This window comes from Alicyclobacillus sp. CIJ1 (genome assembly GCF_057538885.1).
Genome location: NZ_BAAJPH010000134.1, coordinates 16,522 through 31,810 on the forward strand (window position 1 = coordinate 16,522; position 15,289 = coordinate 31,810).

A 15,289-nucleotide genomic window follows, 5' to 3' on the forward strand; every position below is an offset into this window, starting at 1 on the left:
GGCTCCCCGCTCACCTCGCGGCGGCCATCTGCCGCAGTTCTCGCCGCAACACCTTGCCGGTCGACGTCTTGGGGAATGCATCCACAAAGTGATAACGTCGCGGGCGCTTGTACGGCGCGAGCTCCTCGCGGCAGAGCGCCTCGAGTTCCGCTTGCACGGCGATCGGATCGGCCGATTCGTCGATGCGGACAAACGCCACGGGGATCTCGCCCTTCAGCGCGTCGGGCGCGCCGACGACGTACGCTTCCAGCACCGACGCGTGCCGATAGAGCACCGTCTCCACCTCTTTCGGATAGATGTTGAACCCCCCGTAGATGATCACGTCCTTCAGGCGGTCGACGGCGTACAAATAGCCGTCCGCGTCCTGGCGGAACACGTCGCCCGTGTGCAGCCAACCGTCTTTTTCGATGGTCTCGGCCGTCCGCTCGGGCTGCCGCCAGTACCCCTGCATGACGTTGAATCCGCGCACTAGAAGTTCGCCGGGTTCGCCCACCGGCACGTCCCGGCCTTCCGCGTCGACAATGCGCACCTCCGTCCCGGGAATCGGCAGGCCGCAGGACGACAGCCGGCGCTTGTCCGGGTGGGGCGGCTGCAGCGTCGCGAGCGGCGACAGCTCGGTCTGGCCGTAACCTTCCACAATGACGATGCCGGTTTGCGCCTCGAACTCGCGGATGGTCTCCACGGGGACCGGCGCGCCACCGACGAGGCCCACGCGCAGCGAGGACACATCCGCCGGGTGCCTCTTCAGCGCCTCGTTCAGCAGCATGAAGATGCTCGGCACGCCGCAGATGAACGTCACCCGATGCCGCTCGATCTCGCCAAGCACGGCGCGGGGCGCGAACGTGCCGGATCGGATGAACAGCGTGCCGCCCGCAAGCAGCGCGTGCAAAATTTCGACGCAGATGGAGAAGCAGTGCGTCATGGGGAGCAGGTTCAGGATGCGCTCGCCGTCCGTCGACTCGAGGTAGTCGCACACGGTCTGCGCGGTGCGGAGCACGCCTTCGTGGCTCAGCATGACGCCTTTCGGCCTGCCCGTGGTTCCCGAGGTATAGAGGATCATGGCCGTGGAATCGGGGCGAACGTCCGCATTGTGCGGCGCCCCTTCGCCGCCCGACGCCACGCGATGCCACAGCACATCTGGCGTGAGCCACCGCTCTACGCTCGCCACATCGCCGTGCGCGGCGAGTGCTTCTGCGCGATCCGGCGCGCCGATGAAGGCGCTTGCTTCGACGTCCTGAAGGATGAACGCCATCTCCGGCAAGGACAGCGTCGGGTTGATGGGCACGGCGATGGCGCCCATGGAGGTGACGGCCCCGTACGCCACGACCATCTCGGGCGAATTCTCAAGCGCGAGCGCGACGCGATGGCCTGGCCGAATGCCCTCGTCCTGGAGCCACGACGCCACCGCGGCGCACGCGTCGGCATAGGCGCGGTAGGAGAGGGATGCTGGTTTCTCGCCATCGAGCTTCCAGACGAGGTACGGCGCGTCGCCCATGCGCTCCGCCTGGGCCTTGATGATGGCTGGATAGGTGAAGATTCGTTCCACAGGATAGCCCCCTCGCTTTCTACCGCGAGTATAGCACGCGGGGGAAGGCGCGGAGGCTCAATCGCGCAGGTCAAGGCGGCGTACCTTACCACGCGGGGGAAGGCGCGGCGGCTTGCCACGCGGGGGAGCCGCAGCGGCACGACCGCGGGGGGCAGCCCCGCAGCCAAGCCTCACAGCGCGTTGCGCGGCAGCTTGGCGATGAGCACGCGCGTCCCCTTCGGCCGCACATCCTTCGCGTCCGGCTCCCGCGTGATGCCCACCATCTCCGCTTCCCGCGGCGGGCTCGGGAGCATGGCAATTCCGACGCCGTGCGGATCCACCCTGAGCGTCGCCGCGAGCTGATGCACGTCACCGTGCACGTACCACACGCTGTACGCGCCGGGCGCCGATACCGGCTTCAGCCCCTCCACCACAAGGACGAGCCGCTGCGACGTTCCCTGGCGGAACACGTACAGGCTGCCGCGCGCCTCTCCAGCGACGGGCTTCATCGCAACATCGGCGATGGGCGTGCTCGCCGCACTGGCGATGGCATTCGCGGGCGGGCCCTGCGGCGAAGACGCGGACTTCCATACCAGCGCGAGGGCGAGCGAAGCCGCGGCAGCGGCGAAGGACGCGGCATACGCCCAGATCTGGTACACGCGCTCCGGCCGCACGCGCCAGCTGCGCCGCCCTGCCTGCGCAGGCACATCTCGCCCCAGCACGCGGGAGAGAATGTCCTTCTGCCACGATTCCGCGTACGCGCGATCCGCCTCGTCCGGTTCGACCTCGAGGAGCATTTGCCAGGACGGCATCACCTCGGCGAGCGCCCGCTGGCACGCGCTGCAGTGGGCCACGTGGCGCTCGAACGCCTCGAGCGTGGGCTCGTCGAGATCGCCCGTCAGGTACGCGCTGAGGTAACGGCACAGGCGCCGGGACGGACTCATGGTTCCACCTCCGGATATTCAGCCAACTGTTGTCGAAGCCCCCGAAGCCCTCGGTGCAGCCGCGTCTTCACCGTCCCGAGTGGAATCTGGAGGCGCTCGGCGACTTCACGCAGCGTCATGCCGTGCACGTACGTGAGGACGAGCACGTCGCGCTCTTCCGCCCGGATGGCGCGCAGGGCGCGGGCGAGATCGGCCCGGAGAAGTGCAGCGTCACTCGGAGCGTCGGACGGGGCGCGGGGGTCCACCTCGAGCTGGAGGACCTGCTTGTGGGGCTTGGCGCGGCGCAGGTGATCCACCGCGATGTGGCGCGTCACGACGGCCAGCCAGTGGGCGACCGGCCCCAGCGCGGGATTGTACGATCGCGTCCGCCAGACGCGCAAAAAGACGTCCTGCACGACGTCTTTGACCGCATCCGAATCTCGTATCATGTTGCGCGCGATGGCGGTCACGCGCGGCGCGTGCCGCTGGTACAGTTCTTGGAGCGCGTCCGCTTCGCCCGCCGCCACGCGCATCATCAGTTCCTCGTCAGATACCACGCAATTCTCTCCTCGCGCACCGCCGCGGCGCGTGTGCCGCGGCAGCGCGGATGGCGTGATCGCGTCACTTCCTGGCGCCTGCGTGCTCGTGCGCGACGGAGGTCTTCACGGGCTTCGCCGCGTTCATCCATGCGGTGCCCGTGGCCTGGCCGTAATCCGCGAGGAAGTCGGACGCCGCGAACCACGCGACGAGTTGGCCGTTCTTCTCAGGTCCGATGAGCACCACCGGCTGCGCGGCTCCCTTCGGCCACTGGATGGCGTCGTGAAACGAGAAGTCGCCCTGGCTGTCGAGCTTCACCGGCGGCAGCACGATGGGCGAGGCATTGGCGAACGTGATCTCCGCCCCGACCTCCGCGATGCCGTTGGTGGTGCCGCCGATCTTGGCCGGAACCGGCTGGCCGTTCTCCATGTAGCCCTGCTTCGGAATGATGAGCCACTTGCCGCTCGCCGTAAACAGGTTGCTCTTCAGTTGGTACGATCCGTCCACCACCCACGGCGCCTTGCCCGCCGGCACGCCGCGGATCACCACGTTGGGAATGTTGCCGTACAGCTTGCCCGACATCACCACGGCTGGGCTGATGCTCGCCTCCCCGTGGCTCGCTTTCGGCGCCTTCGCGGCGGCAAAGACCGGCGAGACTGCGATGGCCGACGCCGCCATCACGGCTGCGGCAGCCCCAAGTGCGCGCTTCCAGTTCCCCTGACCCATGAAATCTACCTCCTCTTTCGTTTCGGGCTTCACGCCCATTTCACCTGTCCATACGAGGCGCAACGCCGCTTCGGTTTCAGCGAGATCCGAAATACGCCTCGGTGGGATAGCCGAAGTGCTCCCAGTAGCCCGTGATGGGCTCGGCCGAGAAGCTCACGCGCACCACCCACTTGATGGACTTGTACCCGTACATCTTCGGGACCACCAGGCGTAGCGGATAGCCCTGTTCCCGCAAGAGAGGCGCGCCGTCCATCTCGTACGCCAAAAGCACGGTCGGGGCCAACGCCTCCGCAAGTCGCAGGCACTCCGTGTACACCCCGTCGCCGGAGTAAAAGTGCACGTACTGCACGCTGGAACGCGGCTTGGCGAGCAGTGCGAGTTGGCTCAGGTGCACGCCCTTCCAGCGGACGTGCGGCACGCTCCAGCCCGTGACGCACTGGAAGTTTTGCGTTTCGTGGACGGCCGGAAGAGATCGCAATTCCGCGTGCGTGAGCGAGAGCGGGTGCTCTACGTCGCCGTCCACCAGCAGGCGATAGCGCGCGACGTCGATCTCGGGATACCCGTTCACAACCGTGTAGTACGCCGGAAAGGTCTGTACGCCGGGCGGGGGTCCTGCCGATCCGGCCCTTGACGCGCTTCGCAGGCTGCGCAGCCAGGCGGCCGGATCGACCGCGGTGAGGACCAGCGCACCGAGCGCGCCGGTGGCGAGCGACACGAGGAATCGCCGCCGCTCCCAGTCCACGCGCTCGTACAACAGGCGGGAGCGGGGCCGGATGCCGGTGACCTTCAGGAACGCGTGGATGAGGATCCACGTCCCGAGGCAGGCGGTGAGCCAGCCGTGCCATGTGAACGCGCGGCTGCGCATGCCGGATGGAAACGCGGACACCCACCACAGCATGATCCCGGTTGCGACGATGGGGCTGCCGAGCAGGACGGGGAGGGTCCAGTCCCACTTTGAAATTCGCCGTCCCTTCGGGAGCACGCGGACAAACGGCACCAAGAGCGTGACGGCAAACACGAGGCCGAGCAGGATGTGCAGTCGGTAGACCAACGGAATGTACGGGATCATGAATCGATGAATTGCCGGAAGGTACAGCGCGAGGCCGCTCGCGACGAGGAGCGCGAACGAGACGATGGTGTAGTGGTGCAGATAGCGTAAGGGCCTCGGCCAGCGCCGGGCCTTGGACGGCGCGGATGGCATGGTCTCACCCCTCCGAGAGCGCGGTGGTCCGCGCCGTGTCGCGCGACTTGCGGCGATGGATGACGGACGCGAGGGCGACGCTGGCCTCGTACAGGGCGAAAAGCGGCACGGTCACCGTGAGATGGGCGATGAGTTCCGGCGGGCTGATGAGGACGCCGATGATCACCAGGGCGAAGTAGGCGTACTTGCGCTTGGCGCGCAGCGCGCTCGGCGTCAGAAGGCCCATCGCGGTCCCGCACGCCACGAGGACGGGCAGCTCAAACGCGGCGCCAAACGCGAGCACCACGGTGCCGACGAACGACAGATAACTTCCGTAGCGCAGGTAGACGCCGAGGTGGGACCACGCCGCAAGGGCGACCAGGTAGCGCACGAGTCGCGGCACGACCACCCACCACGCGAAGGCGGCGCCGGCCGCAAACAGCAAGAGGCCCGCCGTTAGCCCCGCGCGTACGAGCCGGCGCTCGGAGACGGTCAAGGCCGGCGCGACGAATCGCCACGCCTCATACAGCAAGTAGGGCAGTGCGGCGAAGAAGGCGAGGGAGAGCGCCAGTTTCAGATCTTGCACGACGACCTCGTCCAGGCTCGTGACGATGAGGGCAACGTGCAGTTGACGCACGGGTCGCATGGCATCGCGGATGAGAACAGGCAGCCAGGCCACCGCCGCCGCAAACAAGACCGCGTAGGCGATGGCTGCTCGAATCAAGAGCCTCCTCAGCGCGCGAAGGTGGGTTTCCCATGCGCTCATGGGCGCGCGCCACGCTCTCCGGGCGATTCGGGCACCGTCGCAGCCTGCTCCATTGCTGCGCGCTCGCTCGAGCTTCGGGAGGGCTCCTCCGGCGCCGCTCCCTTCGCGGGCGAAGGCGTCGCCGGCGCTTCTCCGTCGCGATCGCCGAGCGCGGTGCGAAATTCGCGCAGGAAGTGGCCGACGGATCGCCCGAGTTCGGGGAGTTTCTTCGGTCCAAAGACAAACAGGGCGGCGACGACGATTAGCAGCACGCCTGACCAGCCGATGTTGCTCAACATCGCGCATTCTCCTCCCATGCTGCGTGATGGGGCGAGGCCATCGCGTGCCGAGCCGGGTGCCGAAACCAGGTCACGCCCTTCTATGTCTTTCATACGAGATTAACATCAACTTCGGTTTTGAGATCATCGAGCGACGGCGTTTCCCGGACGAGCCCATTTGCAAGCAGGCGACTCGACGCCTCGATGCGTTCGCCTGTGCGCAGGCTGCGTGATGTGCCATCATCATGGACAAGCTGATCAAGTGGCAGGAGATTCCTCGCGCGCGGCGAATTCCACAAATGAATGTCGAATGGGGTAGAACGCGGTCGAATGCTTCCCGCTGCATCGTGGTTCATCATCTGCGCCCGCGCCACTGTGGCGCGTTGGCCAAGGGGAGGAAGGAACATGCTGCGCCGCGCTCGCACGTATCTCGTCGGCCTCGGCACCGCCTCGTTCATGTTGCACCCTGCTTTCGCATGGGCTGCGGCCTCCGCCCAGCCGGTCCCCGTAGGCTTCTATTACGGCTGGGTCACGCCTGAGACTGCGGCCGATGTCCAAGGCTACCAAGCCATTGTTCTCGGTGCAGATTCCGAATCTTCTGGCTACGCCAATCAGCAGGCGGTGGAGCAGCTCGTCTCCTCCAGTCCAAACATCTCGTTCTACGGTTACGTCAACCTGTCGGACGGATCGAATCCCATTCCCATGCGCGAGCTGGCCCAGGAGTTCGCCGAATGGAAAGCGCTTGGCGTGCGCGGCATCTTCCTCGATCTCGCCGGGGCCAATTACGGCGTTCCGCGTGCGCTCCGCGCGTGGGCCGTCGCGCAGGTGCACGCCTTGGGCATGCGCGCCGCCGTGAACGCCTGGGATCCGACGGACGTGCTCGGCGTGGGCCTGGGCCCCGGCGACGCGTACGTGGCGGAGGACTGGTACATGGCCTCGCGCCAGCCCGCCGTCGAATACCCGAACAACGCGCCATCGCGCGATCTCGCCGCGCTCAACCAGCTCGAGGCGCAGGGCGCCGGGGTCTGGGCCGTGACGCAGGAGAACGAGTTCACACCGTCCATCACCGGGGCCGAGGTGGCGCGCGACGTCCAGGCCATGCGCCAAGTGATCCCGATGGCGACGGGGTTTGCCGTCGGCGGTCTGAACTATGGCGCGGACTCAAACGCCATCGTGCCCGCGAGCAGCATTGCAGCGGCATTGGCCACGAGCCCGCCTGCGGCGCCGTCCACGCAGTCTGCGAGCGGGAATGCCGTGGCCAGTGCGGATGCAACGCGGCACCCGGCCCTTCCCCAAGCTGTCAAGCGGGCGCTCATCTCGGGTTTTCGCGCGCTGTTCCATCCCTGAAAGACGGGGCGATTTGATCTGGAGGCCGCGTCGTTCGCTTGGCGCGACGACTCTGGCGAACCCGTTTGCGTCTGCGCGGATAGACTTGGGTGAAACGGCTGCGATGAGCCCTTGAATCCGTGGGTCAAAGCCAGTATGCTGGGGCTGATCGCGTCGAAAGATTGCGCGCCGCGCGAGCCCGTGTGGGCGAAAGGGAAACTTTCTCGCGCACGCAGGCGTCTTTCGTACAAGCCGCTGGCGTGGGCGCTTCTCATTTCGCGCGCGATGGCGGCGTCGCTTTGCATACAATGTGTACTACATCAAGGGAGTGCCCAACGGTGAAATCTATGAGTGCCGCGAAGCCATGTGAGTGGCTTGCACAGGAGTATCGGCAGCATCGTCAGGTGTTCCGAGCTGAGAAGATTCGCTTTCGCGGCGTCGACGGGCGCGACGTGTACAACATCGCGGCGCCACTGATCGATGAAGGTCGGGCCATCATCCCGGCTCGCGTGGAGCCACGCGATAGTGAGTTTTCCGAAGTCATCTTTTTTCACGAGGCTCCAGACGGCGTGTGGTCGCGGGCTGAAGAGTTGCGGACCTTCCGCGGGCTTCAGGATCCGTTTCACGCGCGCATCCACGGTGAGTTGGTGTTCGGGGGCGTCGAGATCTGGACGAATCCGTTCCACAACTACGAGATCGAATACCGAACCGTGTTCTACCGCGGCAAGTCGGTGGGCGATCTCCGGCTCTTTGCCGTGGGGCCGCAGTGGATGAAGGACATTCGGCTCGTCGAATTGCCGGACGGGCGAGTGGGCGTGTTCACACGGCCCAACGGCAGTCGGTACGGCGGTCAGGCGCAAATCGGCTGGACCATCCTGTCCTCGCTCGACGATCTGTCGCCCGACTCGATTCTGAAGGCCGAGTGTTTGCCGGATCGCTTCCACCCGGGCGAGTGGGGCGGCGTCAACGAGGCGCAGCTCCTGGACGAGCGCACTGTCGGCGTGCTGGGGCACATCGCGTATCGGTCAGAGGACGGGTCGCTGCATTACAAGGCGATGTGTTTTTCCCTGCATCTTGATGAGGAAATTGTCACACCGGTGCGGGTCATCGCCGAGCGGAGCGACTTTCTGTTGGGCGATGCGAAACGGCCGGAGCTGGCCGATGTGGTGTTCAGCGGGGGCCTCGTTCGGTATGAGGACGGCACGGCGCATCTGTACGCCGGTGTGTCGGACGCCGAAGCGCAGCGCCTGTTGATTCCCGATCCGTTCGCCGCCCAGGTGCGATATGCGCTGGAAATGGAGGCGTGACGCCTCGGCGTCGCGCCTCACAGGCACGTGCAGAGTCTGGTAGGGGCTCGCTTCAACTTGTCCTGCTGTGTGTCGGCAGATGTGGTACAATGGCCAAGAAGTCGGGACCTTGGGAGGAGATTGGATGAACCGCAAGCTTGTTGTATCTGCTGGGTGTGCCGCACTGATGGTGGGCCTGGTAGCAGGGTGCGGCACAGCCAACAATACGACGAATTCGGCGAACACGGCCGCGCAAACTCCCGCGGCGAAGAGCAACACCACGGTGGTCCAGCAGGGGCACAACAACCTCGTGGTGGCGCCCCCGAGTGTGGTGGGCAGCGCCAACCTGAAGCGGCTCACGGCCATTGCGAACAAGGAGCCGTCCAATTTTGAGGCGCAGCTGAATGCGGCGGAGAGCGCGTCCGCAAACGGCAACACGGCGCTCGCCATTCAGTACTTCAAGCGCGCCGCGCAGGCGAATCCCAAGTCTGGTCTGGCGCTGACCGCGCTCGGCAATATGTACCGCGAGCGCGAGAATCAGCCGAAGGAAGCGATTCCGTACTACCAGAAGTCCATTCAGGTGGATCCGTCGTACGGCTGGGCCTACTGGCAACTGGCGCAGGCGTACCTCACGCTCAAGGAGACCAGCCTCGCGAAGCAGACGCTGGAACAGGGCCTGAAGAACGTCAGCAAGAAGGACGCGGCCTATGCGGATATCCAGTCGACGCTCGCGCAGTTGAACGGCTCGCAGAAGGCGTCCAAGTGACGCGGACGAGCCTTCCATTTCGGCTTGCCTCGCGCCGCGCGAACGCGTAACATGTCGGAGGAGGCGTCTGACGACTCCGCTCTGCTGCGAAAGCCCCGCGGGAATGGAGGGGGTTCGATGTTTCGCACGCTGATGAAGTCCAAGATCCACCGCGCTACCGTGACACAGACCAACCTGCACTATGTCGGCAGCATCACCATCGATGAAGACCTCATGGAAGCTGCCGATCTCGTCGAGAACGAGAAGGTCCAGGTGGTCAACATCCACACGGGCGCGCGGTTTGAGACGTATGTGATCCCTGGTGACCGCGGCTCGGGCGTGATCGGCTTGAACGGCGCAGCGGCGAGGCTGGCCGAGCCGGGCGATTTGGTCATCATCATTTCGTACGCGGCCTACAGCGAGGAGGAGGTCCGACGTCACCGCCCGACCGTCGTGGTGGTGGACGCCGACAATCGGCCCGTCGAGGCCCTCGCCTCCGAGGCCGAAGAGAACAAGCGCATCGAACACGCCACAGCGCGCGTGTAACGCGGCTTCGTTGTTCAGGAAGGGCATCCGAAAGGGTGCCCTTTTGCTATATCGGCGGCGTTCTCCCTGATGCAGGGGGGCGCCTTCCCCGCCAATGGGGATGGCAAGCGCCTGAGATACTCCTCACAATGGAAAGGCGGCGAGAGATAGATTGAAACGCGTTCGACTGGGTCTCATCGGTTGCGGTGTGGTGGGAAGCGGTGTGCTCCGCGTGTTGAGCGATCGCGGCGGTGTCATTGGGGACATGCAGGTGGAGCCTGTGCGCATCGCCGTCAAGCACCTGTCGCGCCCGCGGCCTTCCTATGTGCCGCGGGAGAAGCTGACGGACGACTGGCGATCCGTCTGCCTTGCCGACGACGTGGATGTCGTGATTGAGGTGATGGGCGGCGTCGACGTGGCGCACGAGGTGGTCCGCACGGCGATCCGCGCAGGCAAGCCCGTGGTGACCGCGAACAAGGCGCTCATGGCGGCGCACGGCCCGGAACTCCGGGCGCTGGCGCGGGACCAGGGCGTGGCGCTTCGATACGAGGCGAGCGTGCTCGGTGGGGTGCCCGCCATTCACACGCTGCAGACCTACTTCCGCGTCAATCGCGTCACGGCCCTGCGTGGCATCGTGAACGGGACGAGCAACTACATCCTCACCCGCATGACGCACGAGGGCGCGAGCTTCGCGGACGCGCTCGCCGAAGCGCAGGCGCTCGGCTACGCCGAACCCGATCCCACGTCGGACGTGGAAGGCCACGACGCGTTCTTCAAACTTCAGGTGCTTCTCCAGGTGCTCGGCGTCGACACCGAGCCGCTCAGGAATGAGGTCTTCGCTCCGGCGTTGGGGAAGCGGCCGCCAAACGCGTGGCCGGCGGCCTACCTCGCGGCGCCGCGGGAAGGCATTTCGCATCTTCGTCCGGACGATGTTCTGCGGGCGAGATCGCGCGGGGAGAAGCTGAAGCACGTCGCCACCGCCCGCTGGCGTGAGGACGGCGTGGTGGAGGTGTTCGTCCGCGTCGAATCTCTCCCCCCGTCCGATCCGCTGTTTGGCATCGACGGGGTCGAAAATGCGCTCGCCATCACGGGCGACGTGGTGGGCACCGTGACGCTCACTGGCCCCGGCGCCGGCGCGCTCCCGACCGCGAGCGCGGTGCTGGAGGACGTGGTCCAACTGGTCGAGGTGCCGCATGCAGGAAACGCAGGCGTCGAGGACGAATTAGAGTGGCGAGTGAATTCATCCAGAAGGTAGGCGAACTATGATCTCTCGTCGCTCTTGGCTCGCAAGCCTCGCATCGTTTGCTCTCGCATGCGCACCACTGGCGGCTCCCATGGCGCAGGCCGCGGCGCGCCCGTCTTCGAGCGTGCCGCACGTCAAAGTCGCGCCTGGACACGTGCGCGTGATTATCCACGGAAAGCTGTACGATGCCATTCGCGTCGGCAACGATACGTACGTCGAGGAAGCCGCGTTCAACGCCTTCGGCACGCCGTACGTCGATCTCGGCAACGGCAGCATCGCGCTCACGGGTCGCAACGTGCAGGGGGTCATCTATTACGGGAAGACGTACGTGCCTTGGTCGGCGCTCGCCCCGTCGGTCCGTGCCATTCCGCTCAAGGGCGGGGGTTTTGAGTTGGTCAGCCAGCCGGTCAAGCATAGCTACGCAGTTTTGATTCAGACCTCGCAGGCGGTGGCGGGCAGCGTAGCGGTGTTGAACGTGGAGACCGTGGACGGAGACAACGCCGTGCCGGGGCAGGCCATCACCATTTCGAGTACAGGCTTCAGCCAACTGGAACCGTCCTCCGGCGCGTCTGCCATCCACGTCACCACGGATAGCTCGGGCACGTGGCAGGGTGGATTGACCGACTCGACGGCCGAAACGGTCTATGTGACCGTCTCGTGGAAGACGCCGTCGGGCGGCGTGGTGCGTCAGACCGTACCCGTGCCGTTCCAGGCGCAAAAGACGAATGGAACGTCGGGCAACGCCAGTGGCCCCGCCTCGCAGTCTCCACCCTCGCTCAGCTCGGAGCATCTCGTGGCCTCCACGCCGGTGAGCTTCTATCAGAACGGCGTGTTCCTGCAGGCCTCGAGCGGGGGGGAATCCATCACGTTCCAGTTGGACACGGGCGCGTATGAAACGCTTCTCGGCGGGTCGCTTGCCGCCCAGCTCCATCTGCCGAATCTCGGCACCATAGAGGTCGGCGGGATCGGCGGGACGGATGAGGCGTACATGAGCAAGGTGACGCTGAGCATCGGCGGTCACGTCTTTCCGGACATCCCCTGCATCGTGGATCCGAGCTGGACCGGGGTTCCGCTTTTGGGATACGGGTTCTTCCAACAAAATGGGTATGATCTCTTGATCTCCCAGACGCAGAGTGCCTTGTACATCATGAAGTGAGGACGTCGGCCAGCGGCGCATGTGGAGGTGACAGCGTTGGCGCGAAAGCGAATGGGTGAGTTGCTCGTGGAGTCGGGCATGCTCGCGCCGGAGCAGTTGGAGATGGCACTCGCGGAGCAGCGGGAGACCGGCGCTCGGCTCGGGGACATTCTCATCAACAACGGCTACATCACCGAGCAGCAGCTCGTGGAAGTCCTTGAGTTTCAGCTCGGGATCCCCCACGTCATCCTGGCGAATATGAAGATCGATCCCGAGGTGTTGAAGCTTGTGCCCGAACGCCTCGCGGAGACGTATGTTCTGATTCCGTATCGAAAGAGCGGGAATCGCCTGTACGTCGCGATGGCCGATCCGCTCGACTACTACGCCATCGACGATCTGCGCCGGTCGACCAACCTCGTCATCGTGCCCGCCATCGCGACGCGGCAAGACATCCAGGCTGCCATCTCGCGCCACTATCGAGGGAACGAGGTGTTCGAGACGGCGGTGAGGTCCGTGGCTGAAGCCGCGCCGCAGCGCGCGGAGCCTGAACCCGAGAACCGCGCCGACTCGCCCGTCGTTCGCGCGCTCAACCAGATCCTCATTGAGGCATCGGACGCCGGCGCGTCCGACGTGCACCTGGATCCGCAGGCGGACGGGGTGCTGCTTCGCTTCCGCGTGGACGGCTTTCTCCGCACGGAGCGCGTGATTCCTCGCAATCTTCAGAGCGGCCTCGTGGCGCGCGTGAAGATCTTGGCCCGCCTCAACATCGCGGAACAGCGGCTGCCGCAGGACGGGAGGTTTGAGTTTGCGGAGGGCGGGCGCAAGGTCGACGTGCGCGTCTCTACCATGCCCACCGCGCACGGCGAGAAGGTTGTGCTCCGCGTGTTCGATCTCGCCAAGCGCGCGTTCAGCCTGGACGAGCTCGGCTTTTCGCCTGCGAATCGGGCGGCGTTCGAGCGCATGATCACGAAGCCCTACGGCGCCGTGCTCATCACTGGGCCGACGGGATCGGGCAAGACGTCGACGCTGTACGCGGCGCTAAAGCGGCTGGCGACGCCGGAAGTGAACGTCATCACCATCGAGGATCCCATCGAGTATCAACTCGAGGGCGTGAATCAGGTCCAGGTCAACCCGGCCGCTGGGCTCACGTTTGCGCGCGGCCTGCGCGCTATCCTCCGCCAGGATCCCGACATCATCATGGTGGGCGAGATCCGGGACAACGAGACGGCCGAGATCGCCATGCGCGCCGCGCTCACGGGCCACCGCGTCCTGTCGACGCTGCACACGAACGACGCGGCGAGTGCCATCAACCGGCTCATCGACATGGGCGTGCCGGCCTATATGATGGCGTCCGGCGTGACGGGCGTGGTGGCGCAGCGCCTGGTGCGACTCGTGTGTCCGCGCTGCAAGCATGAGCGCCCGGCGACTCCGCTCGAGCAGGAGCTTCTCGAGCAAAACGGTTTTTCTGCGGATCGGCTGGTCGAGGGTCGCGGCTGCGCCGCCTGCGGCAATACGGGGTACAAGGGCCGCATGGCTGTGCAGGAAGTGCTGGAAGTGGACGACGACATCGCGCGACTCATTTTGACGTCGAGATCGACCGAGGACTACCTGCGAGCGGCGAAGGAGCGCGGCATGCGGACCATGTTCCAGGACGGGTTGGAAAAGGCGCTGCAAGGCAAGACGACGGTGCAGGAAGTGCTGCGCGTGACGGCTGCGACGTGAAGGGGGTGAGACGAGGTGAGCGTGTACCGGTATGAGGCCATTGCGCGCCCCAACCGGCGTGAGCGGGGAAAGATTGAAGCGGATTCGGAGGCGGACGCCATTCGCGCGCTTGCGGAGCGCGGCCTGTTTGTGGTCGGGCTCAAGGCGATGAGTGAAAAGTCGGATCTCTGGAACCGCGAAATCAAACTGAGCTTTCTCGAGCCGAAGGTCAAATCCGAGGATTTCGTCCCTTTCTGCCGGCAATTCGCGACGCTCGTTCGGGCCGGCGTGCCTCTTGTGCCAGCGCTTCAGGTCTTGGAGGAGCAACTCAAAAAGGGGCCGCTGAAGAAGGCGGTGGCCGAGGTGGCTGCGAAGGTCGAGGGCGGAACCGCGCTTTGGGAGAGCTTGGCGGAGTACCCGAAGGTGTTCCCTCCCATGTTCGTTCAGATGGTCCGCGCGGGCGAGGCGAGCGGTTCGCTCGAGGAAGTGCTGGAGTCCACGGCAAGATTTGAGGAGGGCCAGCGCGAGACCGTGTCGAAGATCAAGTCCGCGCTCATGTACCCGGCGCTCGTCTCGGTGATGTCGGTGCTGGTGGCCGGGTTTTTGATGATCAATGTGATTCCGTCGTTTGTGTCGGTGTTCGCCTCGATGCACGTGACGCTGCCGCTTCCGACGCGCATTGTGTTGTTTTCCGCGGACGCGGTGAAGCGATTCTGGTACGTGGCGCTCCTCTTGGTGGTGCTGTTGATAGGCGCGTGGATTTTCGTCAGTCGCCATGGCGAAAGCCGATACTGGCGAGATCGCCTGCTTTTGCACATTCCCATCTTCGGAAAGCTGATGCGCTATCGGGCCATGGCGCAGGCGTCGCGCACGCTGGCGATGCTGTTTCACGCGGCTCTGCCGGCGCTGACCGCAATGTCGCTCGCGGCCGACGCGGTGAGCAACCGGTATGTCCGCGTGAGCCTGCGGCAGGCGCGCGACACCCTGGGAGAGGGGGGCGCGCTGTCCGAAGCGCTGCAAAGGGCGGGCGCGTTCACGCCGCTCATGGTGCAGATGGTGCGCGTCGGCGAGACCACGGGCCATCTCGACGATATGCTGGCACGCGTGGCGACGTTCTACGAGTCCGAGCTGGAGGTGATGGTGGAGCGACTCCGGCAACTGCTCGAGCCGCTGTTGACGACGGTGCTGTCCGGCGTGGTGGGCATCATCGCGTTGTCGGTGCTGTTGCCCATGTTCTCGCTGTACAACAACCTCGGGTCGTACGGCGTCTCGTGACAGCTCGCGCCGGTGTCTACGAAAAATGTGGCCAAATTGACTAGAATGCATGTACAAGTGCACTTCCTGCCAGTATAATAGGTGCCATCAAAGGTCCTCATTCGACACGTAGGCTCGTACTTAGTCGAGCAGAGGGGAA

The 15,289-nt window shown here is 65.3% G+C and carries 15 protein-coding genes; 8 read left to right on the plus strand and 7 right to left on the minus strand.

The genetic code is table 11. The features are described 5' to 3' along the window. Positions 1-10 precede the first annotated feature (10 nt). The 7 genes from AC27E8_RS11840 to AC27E8_RS11870 all read right to left on the minus strand — a co-directional run bounded on the left by AC27E8_RS11840 (position 11) and on the right by AC27E8_RS11870 (position 5,935). A complete protein-coding gene (locus tag AC27E8_RS11840; protein WP_487098952.1) occupies positions 11-1,546 on the minus strand; it encodes a class I adenylate-forming enzyme family protein in 1,536 nt (511 codons plus the stop codon). Between the two features lie 170 nt (positions 1,547-1,716). Next, a complete protein-coding gene (locus AC27E8_RS11845; RefSeq protein WP_487098953.1) occupies positions 1,717-2,469 on the minus strand; it encodes an anti-sigma factor domain-containing protein in 753 nt (250 codons plus the stop codon). Continuing rightward, positions 2,466-3,005, minus strand: coding sequence for an RNA polymerase sigma factor (locus AC27E8_RS11850; protein ID WP_487098954.1), 540 nt, complete (start codon positions 3,003-3,005; stop codon positions 2,466-2,468). Before AC27E8_RS11850 ends, AC27E8_RS11845 begins: the two co-directional genes overlap by 4 nt. 64 nt (positions 3,006-3,069) lie before the next feature. Beyond that, the gene (locus tag AC27E8_RS11855; protein ID WP_487098955.1) at positions 3,070-3,711 is read right to left on the minus strand and encodes a hypothetical protein; all 642 of its coding nucleotides are present in this window, start codon (positions 3,709-3,711) and stop codon (positions 3,070-3,072) included. Between the two features lie 76 nt (positions 3,712-3,787). Continuing rightward, on the minus strand, positions 3,788-4,912 hold the full coding sequence (locus AC27E8_RS11860) for a molybdopterin-dependent oxidoreductase (RefSeq protein ID WP_487098956.1): 1,125 nt from the start codon (positions 4,910-4,912) through the stop codon (positions 3,788-3,790). A 4-nt stretch (positions 4,913-4,916) separates the two neighbouring features. Next, a complete protein-coding gene (gene tatC / locus AC27E8_RS11865; protein ID WP_487098957.1) occupies positions 4,917-5,657 on the minus strand; it encodes a twin-arginine translocase subunit TatC in 741 nt (246 codons plus the stop codon). Continuing rightward, the gene (locus tag AC27E8_RS11870) at positions 5,654-5,935 is read right to left on the minus strand and encodes a twin-arginine translocase TatA/TatE family subunit (protein WP_487098958.1); all 282 of its coding nucleotides are present in this window, start codon (positions 5,933-5,935) and stop codon (positions 5,654-5,656) included. The genes tatC and AC27E8_RS11870 overlap by 4 nt, the downstream gene beginning before the upstream one ends. A gap of 384 nt (positions 5,936-6,319) precedes the next feature. Between AC27E8_RS11870 and AC27E8_RS11875 the strand changes: the two genes are divergently transcribed. The 8 genes from AC27E8_RS11875 to AC27E8_RS11910 all read left to right on the plus strand — a co-directional run bounded on the left by AC27E8_RS11875 (position 6,320) and on the right by AC27E8_RS11910 (position 15,150). After that, positions 6,320-7,261: a hypothetical protein gene (locus AC27E8_RS11875; RefSeq protein ID WP_487098959.1), complete on the plus strand. Its 942-nt coding sequence runs from the start codon at positions 6,320-6,322 to the stop codon at positions 7,259-7,261. Between the two features lie 326 nt (positions 7,262-7,587). Further along, positions 7,588-8,547 carry an MTP-1 family protein gene (locus AC27E8_RS11880; RefSeq protein WP_014463280.1) on the plus strand — a complete coding sequence of 320 codons (960 nt, stop codon included), beginning with the start codon at positions 7,588-7,590 and terminating at the stop codon, positions 8,545-8,547. A 124-nt stretch (positions 8,548-8,671) separates the two neighbouring features. Beyond that, on the plus strand, positions 8,672-9,292 hold the full coding sequence (locus AC27E8_RS11885) for a tetratricopeptide repeat protein (RefSeq protein WP_487098960.1): 621 nt from the start codon (positions 8,672-8,674) through the stop codon (positions 9,290-9,292). 117 nt (positions 9,293-9,409) lie between these two features. Then, positions 9,410-9,817, plus strand: a complete 408-nt coding sequence (panD, locus tag AC27E8_RS11890) for an aspartate 1-decarboxylase (RefSeq protein ID WP_487098961.1) — start codon at positions 9,410-9,412, stop codon at positions 9,815-9,817. 151 nt (positions 9,818-9,968) lie between these two features. Beyond that, positions 9,969-11,051 carry a homoserine dehydrogenase gene (locus tag AC27E8_RS11895; protein ID WP_487098962.1) on the plus strand — a complete coding sequence of 361 codons (1,083 nt, stop codon included), beginning with the start codon at positions 9,969-9,971 and terminating at the stop codon, positions 11,049-11,051. Positions 11,052-11,130: 79 nt separating this feature from the next. Beyond that, on the plus strand, positions 11,131-12,195 hold the full coding sequence (locus AC27E8_RS11900) for a retroviral-like aspartic protease family protein (RefSeq protein ID WP_487098963.1): 1,065 nt from the start codon (positions 11,131-11,133) through the stop codon (positions 12,193-12,195). Positions 12,196-12,231: 36 nt separating this feature from the next. Next, positions 12,232-13,896, plus strand: a complete 1,665-nt coding sequence (locus tag AC27E8_RS11905; RefSeq protein ID WP_487098964.1) for a GspE/PulE family protein — start codon at positions 12,232-12,234, stop codon at positions 13,894-13,896. A gap of 15 nt (positions 13,897-13,911) precedes the next feature. Beyond that, positions 13,912-15,150 carry a type II secretion system F family protein gene (locus AC27E8_RS11910; RefSeq protein WP_487098965.1) on the plus strand — a complete coding sequence of 413 codons (1,239 nt, stop codon included), beginning with the start codon at positions 13,912-13,914 and terminating at the stop codon, positions 15,148-15,150. Positions 15,151-15,289: the final 139 nt, after the last annotated feature.